At 64.8% G+C, this 25,788-nt stretch carries 22 protein-coding genes; 7 read left to right on the forward strand and 15 right to left on the reverse strand.

The window, feature by feature from the left end; translation table 11 throughout:
* Window positions 1-5 precede the first annotated feature (5 nt).
* The 11 genes from VVD47_RS07310 to VVD47_RS07360 form a co-directional block, all read right to left on the reverse strand.
* Complete coding sequence (locus VVD47_RS07310; RefSeq protein ID WP_327602744.1) at window positions 6-1,148, reverse strand: TIGR03088 family PEP-CTERM/XrtA system glycosyltransferase; 1,143 nt, start codon at window positions 1,146-1,148, stop codon at window positions 6-8.
* Window positions 1,149-1,156: 8 nt separating this feature from the next.
* Window positions 1,157-2,665 carry an exosortase A gene (gene xrtA, locus VVD47_RS07315; protein WP_327602745.1) on the reverse strand — a complete coding sequence of 503 codons (1,509 nt, stop codon included), beginning with the start codon at window positions 2,663-2,665 and terminating at the stop codon, window positions 1,157-1,159.
* A 24-nt stretch (window positions 2,666-2,689) separates the two neighbouring features.
* Window positions 2,690-3,913 carry a TIGR03087 family PEP-CTERM/XrtA system glycosyltransferase gene (locus VVD47_RS07320; protein WP_327602746.1) on the reverse strand — a complete coding sequence of 408 codons (1,224 nt, stop codon included), beginning with the start codon at window positions 3,911-3,913 and terminating at the stop codon, window positions 2,690-2,692.
* Between the two features lie 2 nt (window positions 3,914-3,915).
* Window positions 3,916-4,965 (reverse strand): FemAB family XrtA/PEP-CTERM system-associated protein, encoded by a 1,050-nt coding sequence (locus VVD47_RS07325; RefSeq protein WP_327602747.1) that lies wholly within the window; start codon window positions 4,963-4,965, stop codon window positions 3,916-3,918.
* 8 nt (window positions 4,966-4,973) lie between these two features.
* Window positions 4,974-5,822 carry an XrtA system polysaccharide deacetylase gene (locus VVD47_RS07330; RefSeq protein ID WP_327602748.1) on the reverse strand — a complete coding sequence of 283 codons (849 nt, stop codon included), beginning with the start codon at window positions 5,820-5,822 and terminating at the stop codon, window positions 4,974-4,976.
* A gap of 50 nt (window positions 5,823-5,872) precedes the next feature.
* Window positions 5,873-6,973 (reverse strand): XrtA/PEP-CTERM system-associated ATPase, encoded by a 1,101-nt coding sequence (locus tag VVD47_RS07335; protein ID WP_327602749.1) that lies wholly within the window; start codon window positions 6,971-6,973, stop codon window positions 5,873-5,875.
* Window positions 6,974-6,981: 8 nt separating this feature from the next.
* Window positions 6,982-8,460 (reverse strand): TIGR03016 family PEP-CTERM system-associated outer membrane protein, encoded by a 1,479-nt coding sequence (locus VVD47_RS07340; protein ID WP_327602750.1) that lies wholly within the window; start codon window positions 8,458-8,460, stop codon window positions 6,982-6,984.
* 61 nt (window positions 8,461-8,521) lie between these two features.
* Entirely contained in the window at window positions 8,522-9,457 is a 936-nt protein-coding gene (locus VVD47_RS07345) for an XrtA-associated tyrosine autokinase (RefSeq protein WP_327602751.1), read from the reverse strand.
* Between the two features lie 7 nt (window positions 9,458-9,464).
* Entirely contained in the window at window positions 9,465-11,015 is a 1,551-nt protein-coding gene (locus VVD47_RS07350; RefSeq protein WP_327602752.1) for an XrtA system polysaccharide chain length determinant, read from the reverse strand.
* A 92-nt stretch (window positions 11,016-11,107) separates the two neighbouring features.
* On the reverse strand, window positions 11,108-11,725 hold the full coding sequence (locus tag VVD47_RS07355; protein WP_327602753.1) for an XrtA/PEP-CTERM system exopolysaccharide export protein: 618 nt from the start codon (window positions 11,723-11,725) through the stop codon (window positions 11,108-11,110).
* A 246-nt stretch (window positions 11,726-11,971) separates the two neighbouring features.
* Entirely contained in the window at window positions 11,972-12,811 is an 840-nt protein-coding gene (locus VVD47_RS07360) for an EDSAP-1 family PEP-CTERM protein (protein WP_327602754.1), read from the reverse strand.
* A 229-nt stretch (window positions 12,812-13,040) separates the two neighbouring features.
* On the opposite strand from VVD47_RS07360, the gene VVD47_RS07365 reads away from it, so the two are divergent.
* The 4 genes from VVD47_RS07365 (at window position 13,041) to VVD47_RS07380 (ending at window position 17,957) form a co-directional block, all read left to right on the forward strand.
* On the forward strand, window positions 13,041-14,630 hold the full coding sequence (locus VVD47_RS07365) for an FAD-binding oxidoreductase (protein WP_327602755.1): 1,590 nt from the start codon (window positions 13,041-13,043) through the stop codon (window positions 14,628-14,630).
* Between the two features lie 29 nt (window positions 14,631-14,659).
* A complete protein-coding gene (locus VVD47_RS07370; protein WP_327602756.1) occupies window positions 14,660-15,895 on the forward strand; it encodes an ABC transporter permease in 1,236 nt (411 codons plus the stop codon).
* A gap of 7 nt (window positions 15,896-15,902) precedes the next feature.
* Complete coding sequence (locus tag VVD47_RS07375) at window positions 15,903-17,117, forward strand: ABC transporter permease (RefSeq protein WP_327602757.1); 1,215 nt, start codon at window positions 15,903-15,905, stop codon at window positions 17,115-17,117.
* An 81-nt stretch (window positions 17,118-17,198) separates the two neighbouring features.
* Window positions 17,199-17,957, forward strand: coding sequence for a PEP-CTERM/exosortase system-associated acyltransferase (locus VVD47_RS07380; protein WP_327602758.1), 759 nt, complete (start codon window positions 17,199-17,201; stop codon window positions 17,955-17,957).
* A gap of 118 nt (window positions 17,958-18,075) precedes the next feature.
* Here the strand turns inward: VVD47_RS07380 and VVD47_RS07385 are convergent, their stop codons facing one another.
* Complete coding sequence (locus VVD47_RS07385; RefSeq protein ID WP_327602759.1) at window positions 18,076-19,437, reverse strand: DUF1302 family protein; 1,362 nt, start codon at window positions 19,435-19,437, stop codon at window positions 18,076-18,078.
* Window positions 19,434-20,186, reverse strand: a complete 753-nt coding sequence (locus tag VVD47_RS07390) for an ABC transporter ATP-binding protein (protein ID WP_327602760.1) — start codon at window positions 20,184-20,186, stop codon at window positions 19,434-19,436. Before VVD47_RS07390 ends, VVD47_RS07385 begins: the two co-directional genes overlap by 4 nt.
* A 78-nt stretch (window positions 20,187-20,264) precedes the next feature.
* Here VVD47_RS07390 and VVD47_RS07395 point away from each other — a divergent pair, with 78 nt between their 5' ends.
* Complete coding sequence (locus VVD47_RS07395; protein ID WP_327602761.1) at window positions 20,265-21,080, forward strand: outer membrane lipoprotein-sorting protein; 816 nt, start codon at window positions 20,265-20,267, stop codon at window positions 21,078-21,080.
* Between the two features lie 97 nt (window positions 21,081-21,177).
* Here the strand turns inward: VVD47_RS07395 and VVD47_RS07400 are convergent, their stop codons facing one another.
* Together VVD47_RS07400 and VVD47_RS07405 are read right to left on the reverse strand one after the other, a co-directional pair.
* Window positions 21,178-22,317, reverse strand: coding sequence for a GGDEF domain-containing response regulator (locus tag VVD47_RS07400; RefSeq protein ID WP_327602762.1), 1,140 nt, complete (start codon window positions 22,315-22,317; stop codon window positions 21,178-21,180).
* A gap of 55 nt (window positions 22,318-22,372) precedes the next feature.
* Complete coding sequence (locus VVD47_RS07405; RefSeq protein ID WP_327603199.1) at window positions 22,373-23,374, reverse strand: oxidoreductase; 1,002 nt, start codon at window positions 23,372-23,374, stop codon at window positions 22,373-22,375.
* A 106-nt stretch (window positions 23,375-23,480) separates the two neighbouring features.
* On the opposite strand from VVD47_RS07405, the gene VVD47_RS07410 reads away from it, so the two are divergent.
* Window positions 23,481-24,392 (forward strand): HDOD domain-containing protein, encoded by a 912-nt coding sequence (locus tag VVD47_RS07410; RefSeq protein WP_327602763.1) that lies wholly within the window; start codon window positions 23,481-23,483, stop codon window positions 24,390-24,392.
* Between the two features lie 154 nt (window positions 24,393-24,546).
* On the forward strand, window positions 24,547-25,773 hold the full coding sequence (locus tag VVD47_RS07415) for a class I SAM-dependent methyltransferase (RefSeq protein ID WP_327602764.1): 1,227 nt from the start codon (window positions 24,547-24,549) through the stop codon (window positions 25,771-25,773).
* Window positions 25,774-25,788: the final 15 nt, after the last annotated feature.

A 25,788-nucleotide genomic window follows, 5' to 3' on the forward strand; every position in this document is an offset into this window, starting at 1 on the left:
GGTATCTATCTCTTGTTCGTTGTCAGTTGCTGATACAGGCGGTCGTAACGCGCCACCATGCCCGTCAGCGAGAATTCTGCGTCGATGCGGGCCCGCCCCGCCCGGCCGTGCGCCTGCGCCAGCGCGGGTTGCCGCACATAGGTGAGCAGCGCCGCAGCCAGGGCATCCGGCTGGGCAGCCGGCACCAGCATGCCGGTTTCGCCCTCGCGCACCAGTTCCGGGTTGCCTCCCACCGCACTGGCCACCACCGGCAGGCCACAGGCCATCGCCTCCAGCACGGTGTTGGAAATACCCTCTCCCAGTGACGGCAGCGTGAAGCAATCCATCGCCTGCATGAGTTGCGGCACATCGCTGCGCTCGCCGGTCAGCCACAGCCTGTCAGCCACGCCCTCGCTGCGTGCAGTCGCTTCCACCTCCCCGCGCAGGGGACCATCGCCGACGATCATCAGGCGCGCCTGCGCGGCAGCATCGCCACCATCCCGCAGCAGCTTCGCAAAGGCCCGCACCAGGCCGACGTGATCCTTCACCGCCTGCACGCGGCCGACCGTCCCGATGACCCACAGAGCGGGATCGTTGAAGGGACTCCCCTCCACCGCGGCACGTGGCGACACCGGATGGAAGCGCTCCGCATCCACGCCGTTGCAGATCAGCTCGACGCGCTCGTCCGGCACCTGCACGGGGCCTTGCAGATATGACTGCAACTCGCGCGACAGCGCAATGTATTGCTTCACGAAAGGACGGTACAGCTTGCGTACGCGCTGGTAGCGCCGGTTACTGCCGTCCGGGTCGTCGACGTCCCGACCGTGTTCGCCATGCACGCGCACCGGCACGCCGGCGGCCCAGGCCGGCACGCTCATCTCCAGCGCGGCCAGGTTGCGGGTGTGCACCACGTCCGGACGCAGCGCGCGGAACAGCTTCCACATGCGCGGGTACAGCTTGACGCCATGGCCCGGCTGCTTGTGCAGCGAGATCACCTCGACGTCCTTGCGACGGATGCGACCGCAGAAGACGGGGTCGGCATCGGTCAGCGCGACGATGGTGTGGCGGTAGCGCTCGACCGGCAGGTTGTTGATGAGGTTCACCATGCCGTTCTCCAGCCCGCCGACGCGGAAGCTGTAGACCACATGGACGATGTGACGTGGCGACATCTGCAGCCTCAATCGCGTACGCGCGCCTGCTGCAGCATGGCATCGATGGCCGTGCCATGGTCACGCACGAAAGCCTCGGCCGCCGTCCGCGCTGCCAGGCCGCCGCGCGCGATGATGAACACCGCGGCGGAGTCGTCGTCACGCAGGCTCAGGCGTTTCAGGGCCAGGTCGAGCTTGGCGCGCGGCTCGCTGGTCGTCAGCGTGCCGTCCAGCCAGTACCAGTACCAGGCCTGCTGGTTCATGGCGCTCTGGAAACCGATCTCCGTCACGCCGCGCGTTCCCTGCGCCACTGGCAGGGTGCCGCCGCGCAGGCTCGGCAACTGCCAGGCCTTGCGCTGCGTTTCGTCCATCAACTGGTTGCTCCACTGCACCAGCTCGTGCCCCACTGTCTGGTGGGCGTAGTAGGCGACGTAGAGCGTGACCGGCTCGCCATCCTTGCGATAGCTGACCTGCAAGGATCCGCGCATGCCGTCGTAGTTCGGGATCCAGCCTGCCGCAGGCGCAGCGTCCCGCGTCCAGCCCGCCGCCGGCGCCGGTGCCTGCAGGGCCAGGCTGACTTCGCCACTCTGCTCCAGCGCAGAACGCAGCGGCAGCCACAGCACCGCAACGGCCAGCGCCGCCACGGCTGCCTGCAACACACCGTTGCGCACGACCGTCACGCCAGCCCAGTTGATCGATTCGCGGGTAGGTTCCGCGGCATCCTCGCGCCACCAGCCACCCACCCAGAACAGCGCGAACATGACGACGCCGAAGAACACCCAGCCGTAGATCAGGTGGTCCGCCCCCACGGCCAGCTTGTTGCCGGACAGGTGGCCCAGCATGACGATCATGTAGGCACGCAGCCAGTTCGCCACCAGCGGCACCAGCACGGAAGCCAGCAGGAACAGCGCGCGCCGCCACCAGCTGCGATAGCTGAGGTACGCAAACAAGGCCCCGACCATGATGGACGCGATGAGGTAGCGCAGGCCGCTGCAGGCCTCCACCACCGACCACTGGCCGCTGGGAATAACGAAGACCAGCCCTTCCCGATACACCGGGATTCCGGTCAGGCGCAGCGCCGCGACGGTGAAGTCGGCGGTGTGCGCCATCAACACCGGCAGCAGGAAGTCACCGGCCGGCACCATGAAGACCAGGAAGACCAGCGGAAACCAGGCCACGCGCGCGGCCGGCGTTCCGATCACGGCCCACAGGCAGCCGGCCAGCATGCCCACCAGGCCAAGGTGGGTGCCTACCGACGCCCCCGCCATGTCGCCCAGCAGCCACACGAAGCCGGATGCGGCAATCAGCGGCAGCGCCAGCCAGCCGGGGCGGAACCCCGCATGCAGGATGGCGACACGTTCGCGCCACATCAGCCACAGCGAGATCGGCAGGATCACGTAGCCGTGGGTATAGGTTTCCGATTCGTTCCACACCCGCACCATGTCCAGCACGGTCACATGGAAGACGAGCAGCAGTGCGACGGTGACGGCCAGTGCCAGCAACGGCACGATGAGGATGCGGCGGGATTCGGTGTTCATCGTCGGGCTCATCGCGATTCCGGCTCAGGTCGGCAAGGGTTGCAGCAAAGGGTCGATCTGCGCGAGATGCGCATCCCAGCTGTAGGAAGCCAGCACGCGTGCGCGTGCATGGCGGCCGAGCTCGGCCGTATCGCGACGGCCGTCCAGGCAGGCGCTCACGGCGTCCACGTATTCATCGACGCTGTCGGCCAGCAACAGGTCTTCGTCGGCACGCGCGTCGAGACCCTGGGCGCAGGTCCGCGAGGCGACAACCGGGCGGCCCATGGACATGGCCTCGAGGATCTTGTTCTGCACGCCGCGCGCGATGCGCAGTGGCGCCACGACCGCTGCGGCATGCTGCACATAGGGTCGCACGTCGGGCACGGTGCCGGTGACGGTAACCCCCGGAATTCCCGCCAGCGCGCGCACCTCTTCGCTGGGGTTCATGCCCACCGCGTAGAAGCGGGCCCGTGAAAGGCGCGTGCGCAGGGCGGGCCAGATGTCGCGCGCGAACCAGCACACGGCATCGATGTTGGGCCAGTAGTCCATCGCACCGGTGAACACCACGGCCTGCTCGTCCGCCGCATAGGGGCTGATCCGCTCGGCCTCCGGCGAGAAGAACTCGGCATTCACGCCGTTGCTGATGGCATGGGTGCGGCTGCTAGCCGCTGGCGCAACGGCGCGGAACAGCTCGGCCTCGGCCTCCGTCGCCAGCACGCTGGCATCCACCGCCTCGCCGATGCGGCGCTCGAAACCGGCGAGCAAGCGGCCCTCGCGGCGATACAGCCAGGCCATCGCGCCCACGTGGTCGGCGGCATAGCGGGTCCACTTGGCGGAGTCCACATCACAGAAATCCACCACCCGGCGCAAGGCCGGCTGGTCCGCCACGTACTGCGCCATCGACGACGAAAACACCACCGTGTGCCGGATGCCCTCGCGTGCGACCACCTCGTCCACCCAGCGCTGAATCGCGCCGTTGCGGTAGTACGGCAAGGTCAGCGCTTCCCCGGTCAGCAAGCCGCGCAGGGACAGCAGCTTTGCAGTACGCGGCTGCAGGCCCTCCACCTTTACCTCTGCACACCACTCCGACAGCGCCGCCACATGCTGCCAGTCGTCGGGATGATCGACGAAGGTGCCGAGATACACACGCCAGCGTCGCGACAGATGGCGCAGCAGGTTGAAGGAGCGCACCTTGTCGCCCTTGTTGGGCGGATAGGGAATGCGGTGGACCAGGTAGAGCAGCGGCGGTCGTGCGTCGGTGGCCGGCATGCTCAACCCAGATTGCGGACGATGAAAGGCCCCAGCGTGTTGGCCACCGGCAGTGGCAGGCGCTTCCACATGGCAATGAAGGCGCGGAACTTGGGGTTGTTGGGGTTGTTCTGCGGCACCGCTTCGCGCTTGTACAGGCGGTACTCGTAGGACAGTGGCTGCGGCGTGAAACCCCAGTTCTTCTTGAAGCTGTACGGGCCGGTACCGACCTTGCTGCGACCGTAGTCGAACAGGTGGCAATTGCGTGCGAGGGCGCGCTGCATCAGCGACCAGTACTTGAAGTCGTTGGCAGCCAGATCACGCGCAGCCGGCATGTCGCCGGCATAGTACGGGAGGATCTCGCCACGGAAGTAGAAGCTCAGCACGCTGCTGAGCGGCTGCCCGCCGGCGTCAGTGACGGTGAGCACCTCGCAGTCGTTGCCGAAGGTGTCGCACAGCGCGGCAAACCACTTCTTCGGCATCGCAGGCGTGCCGTGACGGCGCACGTTGTCGGCGTAGACCGCGAAGAAGCGCTCGACGTCGGGATCATGCGCGGCGATCAGGCCGTTCGAGATGCCCTTGCGCACCATCGCGCGCTGCTTGCGCGGAATCGCCAGCATGTTGGCCTCCTCGTCGGGCAGCAATTCCTTGCGGAAGGTGACGTAGAGATCCTGGCGCGGCCAGTCGGCGTGTGCCGGCTGCAGGTTGCGATATTCCAGATGTGCGACACCGAGTTGCTGCGCCAGGGCGTCGGCACTGGCCTCGAGCATCAGGCGGGCTTCCAGGTCGTCACCCGCGATGCCGCCGTACACGGCAAAGGGCAGGGACGTCAGGGCATGGCCGAAGAGACGGCTGCGGATCTCCACGAGCGGCAGCACCGCAACGATGGCGCCGTCGCGCTCGGCGTAGAGGTAATGCGGCTTGTGGCCGAACACCTCCGCGATCAGGTTGCGCCAGGCGGAAAGATGGAAGAAGGTCGCAGCCGGACAAGCCTGGACAAAGGCGTCCCAGCGCGGGCGATCACTGTCTGCCAGGCTGCGTACGTGCAGCCCGGCTGCGGCAACGGAAGTCATGGCGGGGATCAGGCGGCTTTCTTGGCCAGCGCGAACTCGGGCAGGAAGATGTCGTCTGCGCGGCCCCACTGGAAGTCGGTGAGCAGCTGGCGCAAGCGCGTTTCGGTCTTGGCCAGATTGATGTAGTGACGGAAACGCGTCTTGGCGGAAGCCTGCGTCACCCTGGGTTGTTCGTGGTCGATCTCCCAGGGGTGGAAATAGAAGATGGCCGGACGACCCTCGATACGGTTGAAGCGCTCGATCATCCAGCGCGACATGCCGTAAGGCAGCAGGCGGAAGTAGCCGCCACCGCCAGCCGGCCAGTTGCGGCCCGCAGCGCGCACCGTGGTGATCGGCAGTTCGATCAGGCCGTTCTCCATCTGGTAGGCAAAGCGCGGCGCGTCCGGCATGCCGTAGTGGTCGTGCACGACCGGGTAGACGCTGGAGCTGTACGCATAGCCCGCCTCACGCAGGCAATCGTGCGCCCAGGGATTGGTCTTGCCGAAGGAGAAGCTCGGCGCGCGATAGCCACGCACTTCGACGCCACCGATGTCCTCCAGCACCGCCTTGGCCAGCTGCACGTCGGCGAGGAATGCACCGCGCGACTGGTCGGAAGCACGCTCGTGGCCGTAACCGTGGCTGGCCAGCTCATGCCCTTCCATGACGATCAGGCGGATCAGCTTCGGATGACGCTCGGCAATCCAGCCCAGGGTGAAGAAGGTGGCCTTGGCGCCGTATTCGTGCAGCATGGCGAGGATCAGCTCCATGTTGCGCTCGATGCGGCATGGCACCTTGTCCCAGTCGTTGCGCGGGAAGTGCGGCGCCAGGGCAGAGACCTGGAAATAGTCTTCGACGTCGATGGTGAGTGCGTTGTTCATGATCGGACGTTGAATGCGTTGAGTCGTGGCGTTGGATCGATATGGATGGATCAGCTGCCGCTGGCGGTCTTCTTGCCGTCGCCGCCGATGGCTCGTGGCGCCACGGGCGCGGGACGCGGCGCCGCTTGCTGCAACAACCCGGCGAAGGCCGCGAAGGCTGTTTCCAGCCGTGCGATGCGTTCTTCAAGACGTGAAGCCTGGAAGCCCGCCGCCACGTCGCCCAGGGCTTTCAGCGTAGACGGGTCAGTCGGCAGACCCGGCAACGCGGCCAGCGAAGCCTGCAGTGCACTGAGGTCGGCGCGCGAAGCCACTGGGGCTACCGCCGCCGGGCCACGCGAAGCGCCCTCCTCGCGGATCTCGCGCACCACCTCCTCCACATGACCTTCGGTCAGGACATGGCGCTCGGCCAGGAAGGCGGCCAGCAGCAGGCGATCGCAGGTGGTGTTGATCCGGCGCGGCACCCCGCCGGAAAAGGTATGGATCGCGGCATGCGCAGACGGTTCGATGCGCGGATCGCCCCGCCAGCCGACATGCTTCAGGCGGTGTTCGATGTAGGCCCGGGTTTCGTCCGCGTCCATCGGCCCGAGGTGGTACGAGGCGATGACCCGCTGCCGCAACTGCTGCATGTGCGGGCTCTGCATGGTCTCGCGGAATTCAGGTTGACCGACCAGGAAGCTCTGCAGGAGGGCATGGTCTTCGAGCTGGAAATTCGACAGCATGCGTAGCTCCTCCACCGCCTGTGGCGTGAGGTTCTGCGCCTCGTCCACTATCAGCAGGGCACGCTTGCCGGACGCCGTCACCGATACCAGGAAACCCTCCAGCGCCAGTAGGAGATCGGCCTTCTCGACGCCCTTGGCCGGGATGCCGAAGGCCGCGGCCACCAGGCGCAAGATGTCATCGGCATCAATCTGCGTGCTGACCAGATGCGCCGCCACGACCGATGCCTGATCCAGCTTCTGCAACAGGCTGCGTACCAGGGTGGTCTTCCCCGCACCGACCTCGCCCGTGATGACGATGAAGCCTTCGTTCTGATGCAACCCGTATTCCAGGTACGCCATGGCCCGACGGTGACCGCGACTGCCGTAGTAGAAACTCGGGTCGGGGTTGAGCTGGAACGGTTTGGCGCTGAAGCCGTAGAAGGACTCGTACATGACTCGCCTCAGAAGCGGTATGCCAGGAACGCGGACACCGCATTCTCGGTGTATGTCGCGCTGCCGCTGGAATTCGAACGGCGGTACTGCAAGCCACCGTTGGAGTGGGAACCGAACGTGGTGTTCAGCCCCAGCGTGACATCCTTTTGCTGCCGGGATGTATCCGGCGATCCACTGTTACTACCCTCTGAATCGGTATAGGTAAGACCGGCGTTGACGCTGGTCCGTGGCGAAAGGCGGGTATTCCAGCCCACGAAGGCCACGTAGTCGATCACCCTGCCGTAACGCGAGAAATCATCGCTCACGGCGCTCAGCGCCTGATTGAAGAAAGTGTCCCGCTGCAGGCGACTGAGGCTCAGGCTGAAGTCGTTGCGTAGCCCGCTTGCCACCAGGGTGATCCGTCCGACCCGGTTGATCGTGCGCGTACTGCTCAGGCCGCCCAGCTGCGCGGCATTCTGTGGGGTAATGCCCTGCAAGGCGAGACGGAGGATGGCGACCTGGCGACGCTGCGTCACGTCGGGAATCTGCGACTCCAGCAGCCGTTCCTCCTGCTCCAGCAGCAGGAAGTAGCTGGAGCCTCCGTTGATCGCATCCGAATTGGAACTCACATCGCGCGAGAAATGCATGTCCACGCTGCTGCGCGGGCGACGATGGGAGAAGCGGATGTTGTAGCCGGTCCCGAAGAAGCGATCCTCCGCTTCTGCTGAAAACAGCGTCCGCTCACTGGGCCGCCATTCGACACCGCCGCCCCAGTTCGTATAGCTTTCCTGATCCCGCGAGGTGAAGTTGTTGCGCTCCTGCCCGCCGAACAGGCGCAGCTTGAGGGAGCCGCTCACCGTGTACACGAACGCGGCACGCAAGCGCGCCATCGACTGGTCACGGCCACGGTCGTACTCGTTGGAAGAGCCCAGACCCACCAGTTCCCAGCCCGCCCGTCCCCACGCAGATCCATTGCGCAGTGCGAGTGTCCAGTCATGGGTGAGCCGGGTGTCGTAGGCGCTGGTATCCGCACCGGAATATCCCAGGCGATAGCGCGCCTCCCCGGTGCCACTCGAACCGAGACGCCAGTAAGCCCGCGGGGTGATCGACAAGCTGTAGTACTGGGCGGAATTCTCGTTCGTATTGATGCCATCGGGCGAGGATGCGCCGAAACTCGACAGGACTTCCTGTGATGCCCGTGCATCGGCATCGACAAACAGCGTGTCTTCGATCGCCTCGACCGTCCCGCCGCCGAACAGATCCAGATTGGTATTGTTCGAGTCAGTGTCGGTCGTGTGGTAGTAGCTGTTGAGCCGCGCGTTCAGGTTGCCACGTACGCGTGCACTGCGTCCCGACAGACTGACGCCGGGCGCCACCTCGGTGACCCAGTCGGACTCGGGATTGGTACCCGACAGCCGAACGTTATCGGTGAACGCTTCGCGAACCCGCACATCCGCCCCCAGGCGCCACGACTGGGCCGCTACAAAAGTGGGGGTTGCGGTCAGCATCGCAATGCAAAGCAACCGCAGCCGGGGCGACGGTCGGGCAGCAGCCGGTCGGCGATGACGCTTAGCGCGCCGACGCATTGCCATAGCCGTATGGCGTGTAATACCCGTAAGCCCCCGCCCCGGCATCGCGCAACTTGTTGAGCAGCATCAGGCGGATCGGACAGGCTTCGATGGTCGCGAGAGCCTGCTTCACCATCGCATGCGTGGTGCGCGCGGCCTCCACGACCATGACGACCTGCCCCATGTGGGTGGCCAGTACGCGCGCTTCGGTGGTCGCCAACAGGGGCGGCGAATCGAAGATCACGATACGGTCGTGATAGCGGGTCGCGATCTGGTCGAGCAGACCGACCATCGCGTCGCTGGCGAGGAACTCGGTCGCGCGCTGGTGCGGGACGCCAGCCGGCAGCAAGGTGAGCTTGTCGATATTGGTCCGCAACAGCACCTCGCCCAGATCCTGGCCGGGGTTGAGCAGGACGTCCATCAAACCAGGCGCCGGCGGCAGGCCGAGATGGTTGAGCACCGATGGCCGCGACACGTCGGCATCCACCAGCAGCACGGTGTGGTCGAGCTCCATCGCCATGCTGATGGCTAGGTTGATCGAGCTGAAGCTCTTGCCCTCGCCCGGCACCGAACTGGTCACCATGATGAGGTTGGCATGTTTGCCGGCAACGCCACCGTCGATGTTTTTCAGGATGGGCCGCTTGATGACGCGGAACTCTTCCGAAATGATCGAACGGGAGTTGTTCGGGGTCACGAAGCCCTGCATTTCAAGGCGGGTGAGATCGATGTTGACGCGCTTGCTCTGACCAGCATCGTCCACCGGCCATTGAGGCGGCGCGACCTTCGCCACGGGCGCCGCAGGTGGCGGCGTCTGCACAACCGGAGCCGGCTGAGAGGGCTGCGCTTCGGCTGGCTGAGGGACGGAAACCGCCGGCACATCTACGCCAGCTTTCTTCAGTTGGTCGAGCCGTTCAACGGCTTTTTCGATGATGCTCATGCTGTCCTCACGCGCGTCCCATCCAGGCCGCCAGCCCCATCACGGCACCAAAGGCACCTATGTATGTGGCGACGGCCCCGAGGAAGGCGTATTTTTTCCGGAGATCGGCGCGCTTGCGGTCGGGAGTACGGTTAAGCGAGATTGATCCGAGGATCGGCAAACCCGTGGTTTCGCGAAGCGAGCGACTGTCGTGGAACGAAGGCCTGACCTGACTGATCAGGAAGCAGAGACCTGCCCCCAGGATCAACGCCAGGATTCCGACTGCAGGCAACAGCAGCATCCGGTTGGGTGCCGACGGCTTGCTGGGCACGCTGGGCGGATCGACCAGCCGGAATTCGGCCACGCCGGACGTTGCCTGCATCTCCACGGAAAGATTGGCGGATTCGCGACGGGAAACCAGGGTTTCGTAGTTGCGCTTGTGAACCTCGTAGTCCCGGTTCAGCTGCGCAAACTCCTGCTCGATCTGCGGTCCCAGCTTCACCATCTGCTGGATCTGCGCCAGCCGGGCGTCATATTCCGCGACCCGGGTCTGCAGCGAAGCAACGGCGGCCTCGGACTCTGCCAGGGACAGTTTCATCTGTTGGTAAACAGGATTGGTCTGCGTACTGATCGTCGAGCTGCCCGGCTTGCGACGTGCCTTGACCTCTTCGGCGCGCTGCGCCTCCAGCGAGGCCAGGACCTTGCGAGTGCCGACAACATCGGGGTGAAGCTCGGTATAGCTGCGCAGCAACTCGTCCAGCGACTTCTTCAGTGCCTCGATACGCCCATCGAGCTCCGGGATGGAAATGCCGGAAGTGCTGGGTGATGCATTCTCGGGCAACAGGACAGGCTCCTCGCCAACAAGTTGCCGCTTGAGTGCATCGCGTGAGTTCTCTGCCTCGCGCAACTGCAGGCGCGACTGACGCAAGGCCACTGTCACCTCGCCGATCTGCGCGAGGGAGTCCTTGCCGGATTCACCAAGCAGCGCTAGGTTTTTGAGGCGGAAATCCTTCAGACGCGTCTCGGCCTCATCCAGTTTCTGCTCGTAGTTCTTGATCTGCTCTTCGATGAAACGGCGGGCGCTGTCGGTGTCCTTGCGCTTGTCGCCCAAACCGGACTCCACGAAGATCGACACCAGGCTCTGGACGACGCGCTTGGCCCGATCGGCCTGGCCGTCCATGAAGCTCAGCGTGTACAGGTTGTCGCGCCCGGTTCCCTGGATGCGGACCCGCTTGGTGACGTCGGCAATCAGCGCCTCGCGCTCGACCGGCGTGCGCACCGCCAGATCCAGGTCCGCCATGCGGATGAGTTTCTCGACATTGGGACGACTGACCAGCGTCTTGGTCAGCATATTCACTTGCTGGTTCACATCAGTAGGAACCGCAAGACCAGCCATCAGCGGCGCCAGCACGGATTGCGTATCGACGTAGATGCGCGCAGAAGCCTCGTACTTGTCGGGCAGCATGTAGATGACCACGGCACCTACCGCACCAATCACCCAGGCGAGGGCCAACCCCCACCAGCGGTAAGCCCACATGGCACGCAAATGGGTCATCAACTGACGCAGCAACTCATCCATCGTCGTATCCGGTTTCTTTCAGGCGGGCTGGACGGAAGATGCCGTCCGGCGGAAGAACACGTGCCGACGCGAGCGCCGGCACGCAGGAGGGATCAGAACCAGCTTTGCGGAATGACCAGTACGTCACCCGGTTTGACTTCGACGTTGGCGGACACGTCGCCACTCTTCAGGAGGTCCTTCAGGCGGACGGCGTACTGCTTGGTGCCTTCTGACGTGCGCAGGATGCTCGCACCGTTGCCATTGGCAAAATCGGTGATGCCACCGACGGCGATCATCACATCGAGCAGGGTCATGTTCTGGCGGTACGGCAGGGTCTGCGGCTTAGCAGCCTCGCCGATGACGCGGATCTGCTCGCTGTAGGGACCAACGAAGTTGGTGACGATGACGGTCACCACCGGATCGCGGATGTACTTGGCCAGCGCCTTCTCGATATCACGCGCCAAGCTGACGGCATCCTTGCCGATAGCCGGCAGATCCTCCACCAGCGGAGCCGTGATCTTGCCGTCCGGGCGCACCGGAACCGCCATGGAGAGTTCAGGGTTGCGCCAGACCATGATGTTGACCGAATCGCCCGGCCCGATCACGTAGTTGTAATCGGGCGACGATGCCTTGGCGGGCGCGGGCGGATAGGACGAACTTGCGCAACCTACAAGCATGATCAGCAGCAAGGCCACAAATGCACTACGGCCGGACAAGTTGAGTGATTTCATTTCGAGGGGCTCCTGCAACGCCGGTTCCGCGGCGCAATAAACCTTACGGATGGTAATCAAACGCACCTCGGGCGGCTGGAAATACCGCACAGCGTGCCGCACACGACAACTCATGTCATCACTGCGGACGGTATGTTACCCGCTGATATTCCACAAACAATCTGTCCGCAAGGACAGGACGTCCGCCGAAAATACCAAAACAAAAAGGAACGCCGAAGCGTTCCTTTTTGCTGAAGCAGAATCTACTTAAGCAGACTTGCGACGACGCAACGCACCCAGACCCAGCAGGCCCAGACCGGCCAGAGCCAGGGAACCCGGCTCGGGGATCAGGCTGGCATCAGCTTGAGCGGTTTGACGCAGGGCGAATTGGTACGTGCCCGGGCCAAGGGTGTAATTGGCCGACAGGAAGCCGAGGTCATCACCACCGGCGCTGTACTCGTCGATGGTGCTATCCACGCCAACCACCAGATCGATTGCTTCGAGGTCGATGACCTTGGTGGCGCCTTGGCGGACTTCCAGGCTCCAGGCCAGGCTGGCCAGCACGCTGGTCTTCGGCTGATCCAGGTCGACACGAATGAAGTAGTCGTACAGGAAGCTCAGGTTGAAGGTCAGCGAGTCAGTCAGCGTCAGCGTGGCAAAGCCGGTCACGCCAGTGTTGGTCTGGGACGAGCCATCGCCGTTACTGTCCAGAACGACGGTTGCGTCGGTCAGGGCGCGAGCACCGGCAGCGGTACGGGCATCGCCATCACGCTCGGCGTAGGAACCGGCGTAGTACAGGTCGCCAGGGTTGGTGGTGTAAGCCACACCAGGATTGTAGGATGCGCCGTCTGCACCGATGACCGACAGTTCAGACAGGAACGAACCCGGGCCAGCGACCGCTTCCGGCGTAGCATCAACGGCGCCGTTCAGCTTGGCGCTGGAGTCGATGTTGTTGGTGAAGTTCAGCGCAGCCAGCGAACCACTGACAACGTTGATCTTGAAGTCGGTCACGTTCAGGTAAGCGGTGGCCACGGCGGCAGCGTTGGCAGCGGAGGCGCCGAAGGCACCCACCACGCCGACTGCGCACACGGCGGCAATCTTCTTCATTGCAAATTTCATCGTAAATCTCCTTGGAAGCAAAGCTATTGAGGCGAGCTCCTTTAAGCAACCCACGTGCCACAAGAATAACCAATTGATTTTTAAATAAAAAAACACGGTCGCCGGATAGCGTGCCGGACGGTTGTAAAGCATCTCGACACCGGACAACCACTGCTTGACGGCGTCACGGGGCACCGCGCAAAGTGGCGGCCCATCGTCTTTGGCTGCAAACGGTCACATGCCCGCCATCGCATCCGAATTCCTGAAGGGACTTGCCGTCAACGGTATCCGTTTCGAACCAGCGCTCGGCAGCGAGCCAGGAAATCTGACGGGGCACCAGACTTCTTCGAGCGGCACTATTTTCCCTGCCGCAACCGGGCAGGTTCGGTATCTGGTCAGCCTGGCCACGGCGACTGGTACGCCACTCTATCCAGTGAGCCGCGGCCTCAACTGGGGCTACGGCTCTCGGTGCGCGCCTCGCTCGGGGGCCGTTGCAGTCGACCTGTCAGCGCTGAGCGAAATCAAGCTGATGGAGGGGCAGCCGGTGGCAGTGGTCGGCCCCGGCGTCACCCAGCAGATGCTCTACGAGCACCTCCAGGCGCATGCGCCACAGTGGACTTTCAACGTGACGGGCTCTGGTCGGGACACGAGCCTGATCGGCAACGCGCTGGACCGCGGCGTGGGCTATCTGGGTCCGCGGCGGGAAGACCTGTTTGGCCTGGAGATCGTGACCGGGACCGGCGAGGTGCTTCATACCGGTTTCCGCAGGCTGGGCGAGAGCTCGCCGCTTGCCCATGCGCACCCGTATGGACTGGGGCCGATGCTGGACGGGTTGTTCTTCCAGGGCAACTTCGGCATCGTCACCAGCGCCTGCTTCCGGCTACAGCCACGCCGCCCCTGCGAAGTGGCCCTGTCTCTGACGCTCAAGGACCCTGCGCGGCTGTCCGAATTCATCGACGTACTGGCTGCCCTGAAGCGGGAGAAGATCATCAGCTCGGTGACCCACATCGGCAACCGTGCGCGTACGCACGCATCGCTTGCCGCAGGCGCCGCTCGTTATCTGATGGATCGCTGCCACATGCCGCGGGAAGCCGCCATCCGCGAAGCCGGGCAATGCCTGCAGATCGTCAGTCCCTCCGAGTGGGCCAGCCTGGGCGGCGCTTCCGGCAGCAAGGCGGAAGTCCGGGCACGCGTCCGGGAAGCGCGCGCCCGCACCCGCCATCTGGCCGGCCTGCGGGTGGTCAGTAGCGGTTTGCTCGATGCCGGCTTCGGCGTGATGGACAAACTGCGCGGACTACGCTGGGCGCGCGCGCAGGCCGCCGCCATTGCGGGCGTGCGGCCCTTGCATGGGCTGGCACTGGGCATCCCGACCGATGCGCCGATAGAGAACCTGCTGTTCAAGTTCGATGCGGAGCACCTGCCCGCCTCACGCCTCGACGAGTCCCCTTGCGGACTGCTGTTCATCAACCCGGCGCTACCGCTCAATGGTCGCGAGGCCGTGCCCATCGTCCAGGAATCGGAACGGATCGCGCGGGTCGCGGGCTTCGAGCTTTACATGACCCTCAACATCGAGACCGATACCTCACTGGTCGGCGTGTTCAACCTGCTGTTCGACCGTCGCGACGCCGAACAGACCCGGCGGGCACACCAGTGCGCAGACGACATGCTGGCGTTCTTCCAGCGCGTCGGTATTCAGCCCTACCGTGCGCGCGCCGATATGATGTCCAGCATCGTCGATGCCAACGACCCATACTGGCAGACCGTCCGCCGGCTCAAAGAGGTTTTCGATCCGCAGGACATCATTGCCCCTGGCCGCTACAACCTGTAGTCCGACCTGCGACAAGGACCCCCTGATCCATGATGCAAGTGCGGTGGCTGACCACGCTGCAACTCTGTGGGCGCAACCTGTTCCGCCATGGCAGGCGCTCCCTGCTGGCGTTGGGCACCATCGTCGGTGGCCTGGTGGCCTTCCTGCTTGCGGGCGGATTCATCCAGTGGATTTTCCTGGACATGCGGGAGGCAACGATCCATTCCCAGCTGGGCCACATCCAGATCGTCAAGCAGGGCTACTTCAAGGAGGGTGTTTCCGACCCCTACGCCTTCCTGCTGCCGGGCGACCCGTCGCGCATCGGCGTGCCGGCCGACCTGCCCGGACTGCGCGCCGTCTCGCCCCGCCTGTCCTTCAGCGGCATGCTGAGCCGCGGCGAGGAAACGCTGTCGTTTCTCGGTGAGGGGGTAGATCCTGCGCGCGAAGCCCTCATCTCCACGCGCGTGAATATCGTCGCCGGGCAGAACCTGTCCGCCGACGACGCCAAAGGCATTCTCGTCGGCGAGGGCCTGGCGGCGAATCTCGGCATCAAGCCAGGCGACACCATCGTGCTGCTTGCCAACACGGCGCGGGGCGGCATCAATGCGGTGGAGGGACAGGTGCGTGGCGTGTTCGCCACGATCACCAAGGCCTACGACGACAACTTCCTGCGCGTGCCCATCGGCATGGCCCGCGAACTGGTGCGCGTCGAGGGAGCGACCAGCTGGGTACTGCTGCTCGACGACACGGCGAAGACGGACACTGCGCTGGCGCAGCTGCGCAATACGACGCGCAATGCCGGTGTCGAACTGTCACCCTGGTATGAGCAGGCGGACTTCTACAACAAGACGGTCACGCTGTTCTCGCGCCAGGTCGACGTGGTGAAGCTGATCATCGCGGTGATCATCGTCCTGTCGATCTCCAATACGCTGACCATGAGCGTGCTGGAGCGCACCAGCGAGATCGGCACCATCATGGCCCTGGGCACGCGACGCGTTGGCGTACTCGGCCAGTTCCTCACCGAAGGCCTGTTGCTGGGCATCGTGGGCGGCCTGCTCGGCGTCCTCCTTGGCTGGCTGCTCGCCTGGGGCATCTCCCAGATCGGCATTCCGATGCCACCGCCACCGGGCATGGCGCGTGGCTACATCGGGCAGATACGCCTGACGCCCGCGCTCATGAGCGATGCGCTGTTCACAGCCCTGCTGACCACCCTGGCCGCCAGCCTGTACCCGGCCTGGAAGGCTTCCCGCATGAACATCGTCGACGCGTTGCGGCACAGTCGCTAGACCAGCCATGCTGACCCGGCTCGCCATCCGCAACATCTTCCGTCACCGCGTGCGCTCCGCCATGACGCTGGCCGCCATCGCGCTCGGCGTGGCCGGCCTCATCCTGGCCGGTGGCTTCGTGCAGGACATCTTCGTCCAGCTTGGCGAAGCGGTAATCCATTCCCAGTACGGCCACGCCCAGGTGAGCCGCGAGGGCTTCATGGAGAAAGGCACGCGCAATCCCACCCGTTACCTGATCGAGCAACCCGAGGCACTGACCAAGCGTATCCGCGGCATCGAAGGGGTGGACGACGTCATGGCGCGCATCAGCTTTGCCGGTGTCATCAACAATGGCCGGCGCGACTACGGCATCGTCGGCGAAGGTGTGGAACCCGCGAAGGAAGCGCGGCTCGGCAGCATGATCACCGTGCTGGCCGGACGCATGCTCGACGAAAAGGACCTCGACGGCATCATGATCGGCGAGGGCGTTGCCACCGCCATGGGGGTGACGCCGGGAGAGCGGATCAACCTCTTGATCAACACCGCCGAAGGGGCACTGAACACGCTGGATTTCGAGGTGATCGGCGTCTTCCGTACCTTCTCCAAGGACTTCGACGCCCACGCCGTGCGCATTCCCCTGGGCGCCGCGCAGGACCTGCTGCAGACGCCAGGCGCCAACGTGCTGGTGGTGTCCTTGCACAGGACCGACGACACCGACGCGTTCATGCCGCGCCTGCAGGCGTCGCTGGCCGGCATGCCGCTGGAGGCGCGTTCCTGGCGCAAGTTGTCCGACTTCTACGACAAGACCCGCGAGCTGTATGCCCGCCAGTTCGGCGTCCTCCAGCTCATCATCCTGGGCATGGTGCTGCTGGGCGTCTCGAACACGGTGAACATGAGCATCTTTGAACGCGTGGCGGAGTTCGGCACGGTACGCGCCCTGGGCGATCGCCCCATCGACGTGCTGCGCAGCGTCCTGCTCGAACACCTCATGCTCGGCCTGCTGGGCGCTGCGCTCGGCGTGGCGCTCGGCCTCGGTGCAGCCTGGCTGGCATCCTGGGTCGGCATCCCCATGCCACCGCCACCCAATGCCAATACCGGCTACCTTGCGCGCATCCAGGTACTGCCGATGAACGTGTTGCTCGCAGCCGTCATCGGCGTGGCTGCCACCGTCCTGGCAGCCCTGCTACCCGCCTGGCGGGTATCGCGTACACCCGTAGTCGATGCTTTGCGTCAAAGCGTCTAGACTGCAGACAGTGCCCCGAAAGGGCGGTGGCACGGCAAACCCTATGCACAGGTCATCGTGCCAGGTTCGGGAGGAAAACCAATGTTTGGTCCATTCAACCTCGGCGAAGGCTTCAAGAAGTACTTCGAGATCGTGCCCGCCATCGACGACGATGTGCGCCACGCGGTCTACCGCATCCGCCACGAGGTGTACTGCGAAGAGCTCCGCTACGAAGCGGAACGCCCCGACCGCATGGAAAGCGACGAGTACGACCAGTACAGCCAGCACTGCCTGATGCGGCAGTCTGGCCCGCCGCTGGATCTGGTCGGTTGCACCCGGCTGGTACTCGCCCGTCGTGACAGCCAGGACTGCATCCTGCCTTTCGAGAAGCTCTGCGAGGCAAGCATCAACCGCAGGATCGTCGATCCGGCAGCCTTGCCCCGCGAGAGCATTGCGGAAGTGTCGCGACTCGCCGTGCGAAGTCGCTACCGACGCCGCAAGGGCGACGAGAAGCGCGAAGTCGTGATGAACAAGGAAGACTTCGGCACCAAGGACATGCCTCGTTTCCCATACATCCCGGTCGGGCTGTACCTGGGCACGGTCGCGCTGGCAAAACGCCAGGGCGTCGAAACACTGTTCGTGCTGACCGAGCCTCGCCTGGCGGATCACTTCTCCAAGATCGGCGTGAAGATCCATCCCATCGGCGCGCCGATCCAGCATCGCGGCACGCGCCTGCCATCGATGATGAAGGTCGACGAGATCATCAAGGGCCTGCGGATGTTCATGAAACCGCTTTGGCGCACGATCAACGAACAGGTGGATGCCGCCTACGAAGCAGGCAAGCACCGGGAAATGGCCTGAACCGGCCTCGCGCTTCACGCAGAAACAAAAAACGCCGGCATCCGCGCCGGCGTTTTATTTTTCACTCTTCTTTTTCAACTCTTCTTCAGTTCTTTTCCCGCTTTGCAGGAGAGCCTGCTCAGAACGACTGCTGGAACTCCGTCCACACCCGGTCGTTGGCGTCGTAGCGCCCGAAGTAGCCGGTCGCCGGCCCGTAGAACCACTCCGCGCCGAAACGGATGCGCGAGTTCGGTCGCAGGCGATAGCTGATCTGGGTATTCACCCAACCCTCGTTGCGGTTCAGGCTGCTGGCCCACAACACGCTGCTTTCCCAGTTGCCCCAGCCGCGCTTCAACACCACGCTGCCGCCGCTCTCCACCTTGTCGTTATTCATCGACACGTCATGACGCGTGAGGACACGCTGCGTGAGCTGCAGGTACAGGTTGAGATCCGCCGGAAGCGTGAAGTCGGCACCCACCGCGTAATCGAAACTGTCGGCCGCCAGCAGGCCATCGGCATCGTCCAGCCGGTTGACGGTGAAGCGACGCCCGTTGGTGTAGACCCCTTCGGCCTTCAGGACGACGCCATCGAGATCCTTCGAGACCGTGCCCCCGAACTGGCGGATGCGGTCATGCACCGGCGTGTAGATCGTGGCAGGCGTCGGTCCGGTCACGACCTGTCGTTCGTAGGTCGGCGCCACGTCGCGGCTGATATACGCAAAGCCGGAGACGTCCCAGCCATTCTTGATGAATCCGCTGCGCAAGCCACCGCCCATATTCGAGGCGTTACGCTCCGGGCGTTGCTCGTCGTTGATGACGTAGGCATAACCCGGCGTGGGTGGCGTGGGGTACGGGTAGAAATCGGCCCCCGGCTTGCCGATCTTGTCGTAGGTCTGCACCGGGATCAGCACGACCTCGGAATGCCAGTCCCCGGCAAAGTGCTCGGCACGTGCCGCCCATTGCGTGCGACGGATCGGTTCGAGTTCCAGCGACAGGTAGTCGCGTCGGTCACGCGGCGACACCACGTCGGCGACGAACAGACCCACCATCTCGCCCCACACGATGTGCTGCTTGCCCAGACGCAAACCGACATCACCCAGCTCCACGTCGGCGTAGTTCTCGCGCAACTCGAAGCCCAGCTTCTGGTCCTTGCGCACCGGCGCGGGATAGATGTCCTCGTTCATGCCTGCATAGGCGGCATCGCCATCGGCGCGGGCACCCAGTTTCCACTTCACGTTGCCCGAGCCACCCTGCGCGTTGAGCAGGCCCCGCAGCCGCAGGTTCGACCAGTGCTCGGGCTTCGGCATGGTGTAGGCAGCCTTGGCTTCGAGCGAGCCGGAGAAGCGCAGCCCTCCTTCGGCTGGCGGCTTGGCAGCCGACGCGGCGGGAGCGGCCTTCTTCGGCAGATCGTCGCCGAACAGGTCGTCCATACTCTGGGCATTGGCCGTCGCCGTTGCCAGCATGGCCAGCAAGCTCAGCCCCCAGGTGGTTCGCGCACTCATTGCCGTGCCTCCGCGGCAGCACGCGTACGGCGGCGCTCGTTCACGTAGGTCCAGCCGCTGGCATTGCGGATACCGAGAATGGCGACCTCGCCATCCTCGATGCGCACCAGTCGGTTCGACATGGCCATCACGCGTTTGTCGTGGGTGGAGAAGATGAAGGTCGTCCCTGTCTGTTTGTTGATTGCACGCATGAGTTGCAGTATTTCGTCACCGGTCTTGCGGTCCAGGTTGGCGGTCGGTTCATCCGCCAGCACGATGCGCGGATGGATCGCCAGCGCCCGTGCAATCGCCACGCGCTGGCGCTGGCCGCCGGAAAGCTGGTTCGGCCGCCGGTTGGCGTACTGCGCCAGCCCGACCACCTCCAGATAATGCTTGACCCGCTTGGCACGCTCGGCCGCATCGATGTCGGCCCGGCGCAGCATCGGGTACTCGACATTCTCTGCGGCAGTGAGCACGGGAAGCAAGTTGAACGTCTGGAAAATGAAGCCGATCGTCCGGGAACGCAGGTCGGCGAGCTCGTCCGGCGTGTGGCCGGCCACGTCCTGGCCGTCGATGAGGATGCGCCCCTCGCTGGGTTCGTCGATGCAGCCGATGAGGTTGAGCAGGCTGGATTTACCGCTGCCCGACGGACCGGCGATCGCCATGAAGACACCTTCCTCGATGTCGAGCGACACGCGCTTCAGGGCAACGACATCCTGCTCGCCCAGGCGATAGCGCTTCACGACCCGATCGACCTGCACGACGCTCATGTTATGTCCCCATTTTTCCGTTGACTAGAATAGTCGGGCGGACAATGCCTCGTCCGCAGACTTCGACGGAGAACCACGATGTTGCGACCAGCGTTGCGGCCGGAAGCCCCCCAGCCCTTCCGACCCCTGTGGCGAGCTGCACGCGCAGCCAGTCTTATCGTCCTCGCCACCCTGTCACTGAACCCGCCCTTGCGGGCGCAAGCCCCCGCCGACGCGGACGCCGAGGCCCGGGCGATCGTCGAACGGGCCGACCGCATCCGCTTCCCCGCCGACGGCTTCCAGGTGGACATTGCCATCAGCTCGAAGGCTCCGGACCAGGGGAGCCCGGAAGCGCGCAAGTATCGCGTACTTTCGCGCGGCAACGAGAACACCATCGTGATGACCGTGGAGCCGGAAGCCGATCGCGGCCAGATCATGCTGATGCGCGGCCGTGACCTGTGGCTGTTCATGCCCAGCGTGTCGCAACCGGTGCGACTGTCGGTCGCCCAGCGCCTGACCGGCGAAGTCGCCAACGGCGACCTCGCCCGCGCCAACTTCGCCGGCGACTACAACCCCAAGCTGCTGCGGGTGGACGGTAGCGGCGCCGATGCGCAGCAAGTGCTGGAGCTGAGCGCGGTGGACCGCAGCGTCACGTATGCCAAGGTACTGCTGTGGGTGAAGCAGGCCAATGGCCAGCCGGTGCGCGCGGAGTTCTACTCGGTGAGCAACCGGCTGCTGAAGACCTGCAGCTACGAGAACTACAAACAGCTCGGTGGCGCCTTGCGGCCCACCCGGCTGGTCATGGAAGACGCCCTGAAGAAAGGCGAAGTGTCCGTACTCGAATACGACGACATGAAGCCACGCGAGCTGCCTGACCGGGTGTTCTCCAAGGAGTACCTGCGCAAGCTGCAGTAGGGCATTGTGCCAAAAGGCATCGGGCCGCTCCACCAGATGGTGGACCGGCCCGATCAATTTGTACGGCGCGGACAGTGGTCTTGCGACCGGCCGTCGCTCAGGTCCGCCAGACCGTACGCGAGCCCAGCGTAGACGTCGCGCCGACGGTGGACGTGGTCCCCATTTCCAGCGAGGTGAGCTGCGCCTTCTCGGCCAGCTCCATCAGCGGCATGCCGACACGGAACTCGTCCTCGATCATTTCCATCAACGGCATCAGGGTGTGGATCAGCTCGCGCAGGCGCTTCTTCGGCTCTTCGCGGGTACCGGAGCGCAGCTGTGTCAGCGCGTGGTCCACGCTGACCGCCAGGCGGCTGAAGCGGCCGACGTTGTCTGCCGTAACCTCGCCGGAATCCGACACCACGCGGTTGCCGCCCAGTGTCGTGCCCTCGGCCACACGCTGGGCCGCCAGCCCGAGCAGGTGCTCCAGGGTCATGGTCGGATCGCCCTTGGCACTGGCCAGGCCGATCGTGAGGCTCACACGGATGCGCGCCTCCTTGTAGGTCATGACGATGGTTTCGATGGCTCGCCGCAGACGCAGGGCGAACGCGCCACAGGCATCCAGGTCGGCGGACGGCGAAATGACGGCGAACTGGCCTTCCGCCAGGTGGGCGATGGTGTCTTCCTTGCGCACCTTGGCCGACAGCAGCTTGGACAGCTTGCGGTGTATCAGCTGGCCCACGCTGTGGCCGTACTGCTCGCAGAGCTTCTCGTAGAAATCGACCTGGATGACCATCACCGACACGTCGCCACGGTTGCGCTTGACGAGTTGCTCGCGGCTTTCTTCCAGTTCGCGGCGGGTCTGTGCCAGTTTGGCGAGGGCCTCGATGCGCGCCAGCAGTTCGACGCGCGGCGTGCCCTTGTTGATGAAATCGGTGGCGCCCAGCGCCTGTGCCTTGAGCCGGGCGTCCTCCTCGTCCTCGCCGGAAATGATGAGGACCGGCAGCGAATTGACGCGGGACAGCCGCGAACCGCGGATGCGCTGCAGCAAGCCGAAGCCGTCTAGGCGCGGCATGCCGATGTCGGAGATGACCACCTCGATGGTCGGGTCGAGCAGCAGGGCCTGCCAGCCGGCCTCGCCGTCCGCCTCTTCGCGTACGTCGAACTTGTCGCGGATCTGTTTGATGAGCGACGCGCGCACCATGCGCGAATCGTCGATGATCAGCACCCGCGGCAAACTGGCGTTGATTTCACTGCTCATCGGCAGATACCCCGTCCGCAGCGACTCATTGGCAGACCCCCACTCTCAGCTACGCTCACATACCTTCTCCGATGCGCACCACCGTACGGCCATGCGCATCGCCGGCCATGAGCTGCTCGCACACGGCCGGCAGTTGTTCAAACTCCACCACCCTTGTTACGGCATCGAGATGGCGTGGGCGCAGGTCACCCGCCAGACGGTCCCAGGCACGTTCTCGCGGCCCGAAACCGATATAGGCGGAATCAATGCCCAGCAAACTCACCCCTCTCAGGACGAAGGGCATCACCGTCGTGTCCAGTTGTGTGCCGCTGGCCAGGCCAATGCTGGCAATCAGGCCTTGCGGCTTGGTCGTGCTGGCAATCCAGGCCAGCACATGCCCGCCGAGATTATCGACCGCGCCAGCCCAAAGCCCCTTGTCCAGCGGGCGAGTGGTCGGCAAAGCAAGATCAGCGCGCAGCATGACCCGGGCTGCGCCGATCGACTTCAACCAGTCCGCCTGCTCGGCTTTGCCCGTCAGCGCGACGACTTCGTATCCCCGCCCGGCCAGCATGTCGATGGCCAGTGAGCCCACGCCGCCGGTGGCGCCGGTCACCAGGACCGGACCGCTTTCCGGCTTCAGCCCGTTGTCTTCCATGCGGTTGATGGCCAGGGCGGCGGTCAGTCCCGCCGTGCCCAGCGCCATCGATTGCGACAGGGACATGCCGTCCGGCAGCGGCAGCACCCAGCCACCCGGCACCAGGGCGTACTCGGCGTAACCGCCGTGATGGCCCACCCCGAGGTCATAGCTGGTGGCCAGCACCTTGTCGCCGGGGCGGAAACGCGGGGCGGCGCTGCGCACCACGGTGCCGGCCAGGTCGACGCCCGGCACGCAGGGGAAGCGGCGGACGATCGCGCCCTTGCCGGTCAGCGCCAGGGCATCCTTGTAGTTGACACTTGAATAGGCAACCTGGATCAGCACATCGCCGCCGTCCAGGTCCGATTCTTCCAGCGTGGTCAGCCGGCTGCTCACCTTGCGTGCGGCATCCTGTTCGACCAGATAGGCCCTGAAAGGCGTCACTGCCTGCTCCTGATTGGGCGATGGGGCAGCGATTATGGCACTGCGCCTGTTCAAGTTGCTGCGGCGGAAAGCCGTTGTATGGCCTGTCAATTGCGTCTGCTTGGCCATGATCAACAACGCTCTGCAAAACATCGACCGCTACATCGCTTACTTTAGCGCCACGCCGCTGCCGGTGCTGCGGCGCACCGTGCGCGATCTGGCGGCCCTGCGCCAGGAGGAAGAAAGCGTCAGCGGCCGCCGCATCGCCAGCGTGGTCCTGCAGGACCCGCTGATGACGCTGCGCGTGCTGCTGCACCTGGAAGCCAACCGTGGCCGCAGCCAGAACCACGACATCACCACCATCGAGCGCGCCATCATGATGCTGGGGGTGACGCCTTTCTTCGAGGCATTCGCGGAGTTGCCGACCGTCGAGGAGCGCCTCGCCGCCCACCCCAAGGCGCTGATCGGCCTGCTGCGCGTGATCGCACGTGCCAAACAGTCGGCCCACTACGCCCGGGACTGGGCGGTGATCCGTCACGACCTGGACGTCGACGAGGTCACCGTGGCAGCCCTGCTGCACGAGGCCGCCGAGATCCTGCTGTGGTGTTTCGCGCCCGCCATGATGATGAAGGTCACCCAGGTGCTGAACGCCACCCAGGGCCTGCGCAGCGCGGTGGCGCAACGTTCGGTGCTCGGGGCGCCGGTCAGCGAGATCCAGCTGGCGCTGGCCAAGGCCTGGCACCTGCCGGAGCTGCTGGTCAGCCTGATGGACGAGCGCCAGGCCGAGAATCCGCGGGTGCGCACGGTCTTCCTGGCCTGCAACCTGTCCCGCCACGTGGCCAATGGCTGGAACGACCCGGCCCTGCCCGACGATTTCTCCGAGATCAACCAGCTGCTGCGGCTGCCGCCGGAGAGCTTCATGCAGCGGTTGGGCGTGCCGCCGGAGTACTGGCCGCCCCTAGAGAAGCTGGAGGTCGCCATGACGCGCACCAGTTGGCGCGACACCAACCTCTTCTTCCGCGCCGAAGACGACAGCTAGGCGCTGTCGTTGATCCTTGATCGTCGATCGTCGGTGATCGACTGCCGTCCCCGTCGGCAGCCGATATAGCTATCTTCAATAGCCTTCATACTTTCTGGCGGTTCGGGCGGCTGCCTACACTTCCCTGCATGTGGGATTGCCGGGCGCGCTCGCCATGCTTCATCAACTTGTTGCACACCTGCCGGCGCCGATTGCCGAGCGCAGTATCGGCGCCCGGCTGGCCGACTGGACTGCTGAGCACGACATCCCGCTGACGCTGGAACTGTGGAACGGCAAGCAGTTCCACCTCGGTGCCAGCCCGCAGGTACTGATGCGCCTGCGCTCCCCCCGCGCCCTGCCCCACATCATGCGGCCGTCCCTGTCGTCGCTTGCCTCGGCCTACGTCGAAGGGCTGGTCGACGTGGAAGGCCCGGTGCAGGACGTGGTGCGACTGTCCGCCGACATGGCGTCGCGGGCTGGCGCGGCCGTACAGCCCAGGGTCGCCCGCCTGTCCCACTCCCGCAAGCTGGACGCAGATTCCATCCAGCACCACTACGACGTCTTCAACGAGTTCTACGGCCTGTGGCTGGACGCCGGCATGGTGTACTCCTGCGCCTACTTCCGTCGCGCCGACCAGACGCTGGAAGAGGCGCAGCTGCAGAAGATCGATCACATCCTGCGCAAGATCCGCCTGCAACCGGGACAAAGCCTGCTGGACATCGGCTGCGGCTGGGGTGCGCTGGTCCTGCGCGCGGCGCAGCACTTCGGCGCCCGCTGCGTGGGCGTCACCCTGTCGCACCGCCAGTTCGAGCTGGCCACGCAGCGCGTGCGCGACGCCGGCCTGCAGGACCGCGTCGAAATCCGCCTGCAGGATTACCGCGACGTCCCCGAGCGCTTCGACCGCGTCACCAGCGTGGGCATGTTCGAGCACGTCGGCCTGGCCAACCTGGGCGGCTCCTTCCACAAGGTGCACGACCTGCTGGAGGATGACGGCATCGCGATGAACCACGGCATCACCAGCAGCGACGCCGGCTCGGGCGGCACCCCGTTCGGCGGCGGCGACTTCATCGACCGCTACGTTTTTCCGAATGGCGAACTGCCGCACATCGGCCTGACCCTGCAGGAGATGTCGGCCGCCGGGCTGGAGGCGACCGACGTGGAGAACCTGCGCCTGCACTACGCCATGACCCTGCAGCACTGGAGCACCCGCTTCGAGGCGAATGCGGGTCGCCTGCGGGAGATCGCCGGAGAGAAGCGCTTCCGGGTGTGGCGCGCCTACCTGGCCGGCTGCGCGCACGCCTTCGACGCCAACTGGATTGCCTTGCACCAGATCGTTGCCACGCGGCCTGCCAGCCTCGGCCGTCAGAAGCTGCCCCTGACCCGCGACTACATGTATCGCTGATTCACCGCCAGCGGA

Origin of the sequence: Uliginosibacterium sp. H1 (genome assembly GCF_036017065.1) — a bacterium.
In the GTDB taxonomy this organism is placed as follows: Bacteria; Pseudomonadota; Gammaproteobacteria; order Burkholderiales; family Rhodocyclaceae; genus Uliginosibacterium.

Coding starts and splice junctions, on each gene's coding strand:
- VVD47_RS07310 (WP_327602744.1), bottom strand. CDS start 1,148: ATGTCGCCACGTCACATCGTCCATGTGGTCTACAGCTTCCGCGTCGGC.
- xrtA (WP_327602745.1), bottom strand. CDS start 2,665: ATGAACACCGAATCCCGCCGCATCCTCATCGTGCCGTTGCTGGCACTG.
- VVD47_RS07320 (WP_327602746.1), bottom strand. CDS start 3,913: ATGCCGGCCACCGACGCACGACCGCCGCTGCTCTACCTGGTCCACCGC.
- VVD47_RS07325 (WP_327602747.1), bottom strand. CDS start 4,965: ATGACTTCCGTTGCCGCAGCCGGGCTGCACGTACGCAGCCTGGCAGAC.
- VVD47_RS07330 (WP_327602748.1), bottom strand. CDS start 5,822: ATGAACAACGCACTCACCATCGACGTCGAAGACTATTTCCAGGTCTCT.
- VVD47_RS07335 (WP_327602749.1), bottom strand. CDS start 6,973: ATGTACGAGTCCTTCTACGGCTTCAGCGCCAAACCGTTCCAGCTCAAC.
- VVD47_RS07340 (WP_327602750.1), bottom strand. CDS start 8,460: ATGCTGACCGCAACCCCCACTTTTGTAGCGGCCCAGTCGTGGCGCCTG.
- VVD47_RS07345 (WP_327602751.1), bottom strand. CDS start 9,457: ATGAGCATCATCGAAAAAGCCGTTGAACGGCTCGACCAACTGAAGAAA.
- VVD47_RS07350 (WP_327602752.1), bottom strand. CDS start 11,015: ATGGATGAGTTGCTGCGTCAGTTGATGACCCATTTGCGTGCCATGTGG.
- VVD47_RS07355 (WP_327602753.1), bottom strand. CDS start 11,725: ATGAAATCACTCAACTTGTCCGGCCGTAGTGCATTTGTGGCCTTGCTG.
- VVD47_RS07360 (WP_327602754.1), bottom strand. CDS start 12,811: ATGAAGAAGATTGCCGCCGTGTGCGCAGTCGGCGTGGTGGGTGCCTTC.
- VVD47_RS07365 (WP_327602755.1), top strand. CDS start 13,041: ATGCCCGCCATCGCATCCGAATTCCTGAAGGGACTTGCCGTCAACGGT.
- VVD47_RS07370 (WP_327602756.1), top strand. CDS start 14,660: ATGATGCAAGTGCGGTGGCTGACCACGCTGCAACTCTGTGGGCGCAAC.
- VVD47_RS07375 (WP_327602757.1), top strand. CDS start 15,903: ATGCTGACCCGGCTCGCCATCCGCAACATCTTCCGTCACCGCGTGCGC.
- VVD47_RS07380 (WP_327602758.1), top strand. CDS start 17,199: ATGTTTGGTCCATTCAACCTCGGCGAAGGCTTCAAGAAGTACTTCGAG.
- VVD47_RS07385 (WP_327602759.1), bottom strand. CDS start 19,437: ATGAGTGCGCGAACCACCTGGGGGCTGAGCTTGCTGGCCATGCTGGCA.
- VVD47_RS07390 (WP_327602760.1), bottom strand. CDS start 20,186: ATGAGCGTCGTGCAGGTCGATCGGGTCGTGAAGCGCTATCGCCTGGGC.
- VVD47_RS07395 (WP_327602761.1), top strand. CDS start 20,265: ATGTTGCGACCAGCGTTGCGGCCGGAAGCCCCCCAGCCCTTCCGACCC.
- VVD47_RS07400 (WP_327602762.1), bottom strand. CDS start 22,317: ATGAGCAGTGAAATCAACGCCAGTTTGCCGCGGGTGCTGATCATCGAC.
- VVD47_RS07410 (WP_327602763.1), top strand. CDS start 23,481: ATGATCAACAACGCTCTGCAAAACATCGACCGCTACATCGCTTACTTT.
- VVD47_RS07415 (WP_327602764.1), top strand. CDS start 24,547: ATGCTTCATCAACTTGTTGCACACCTGCCGGCGCCGATTGCCGAGCGC.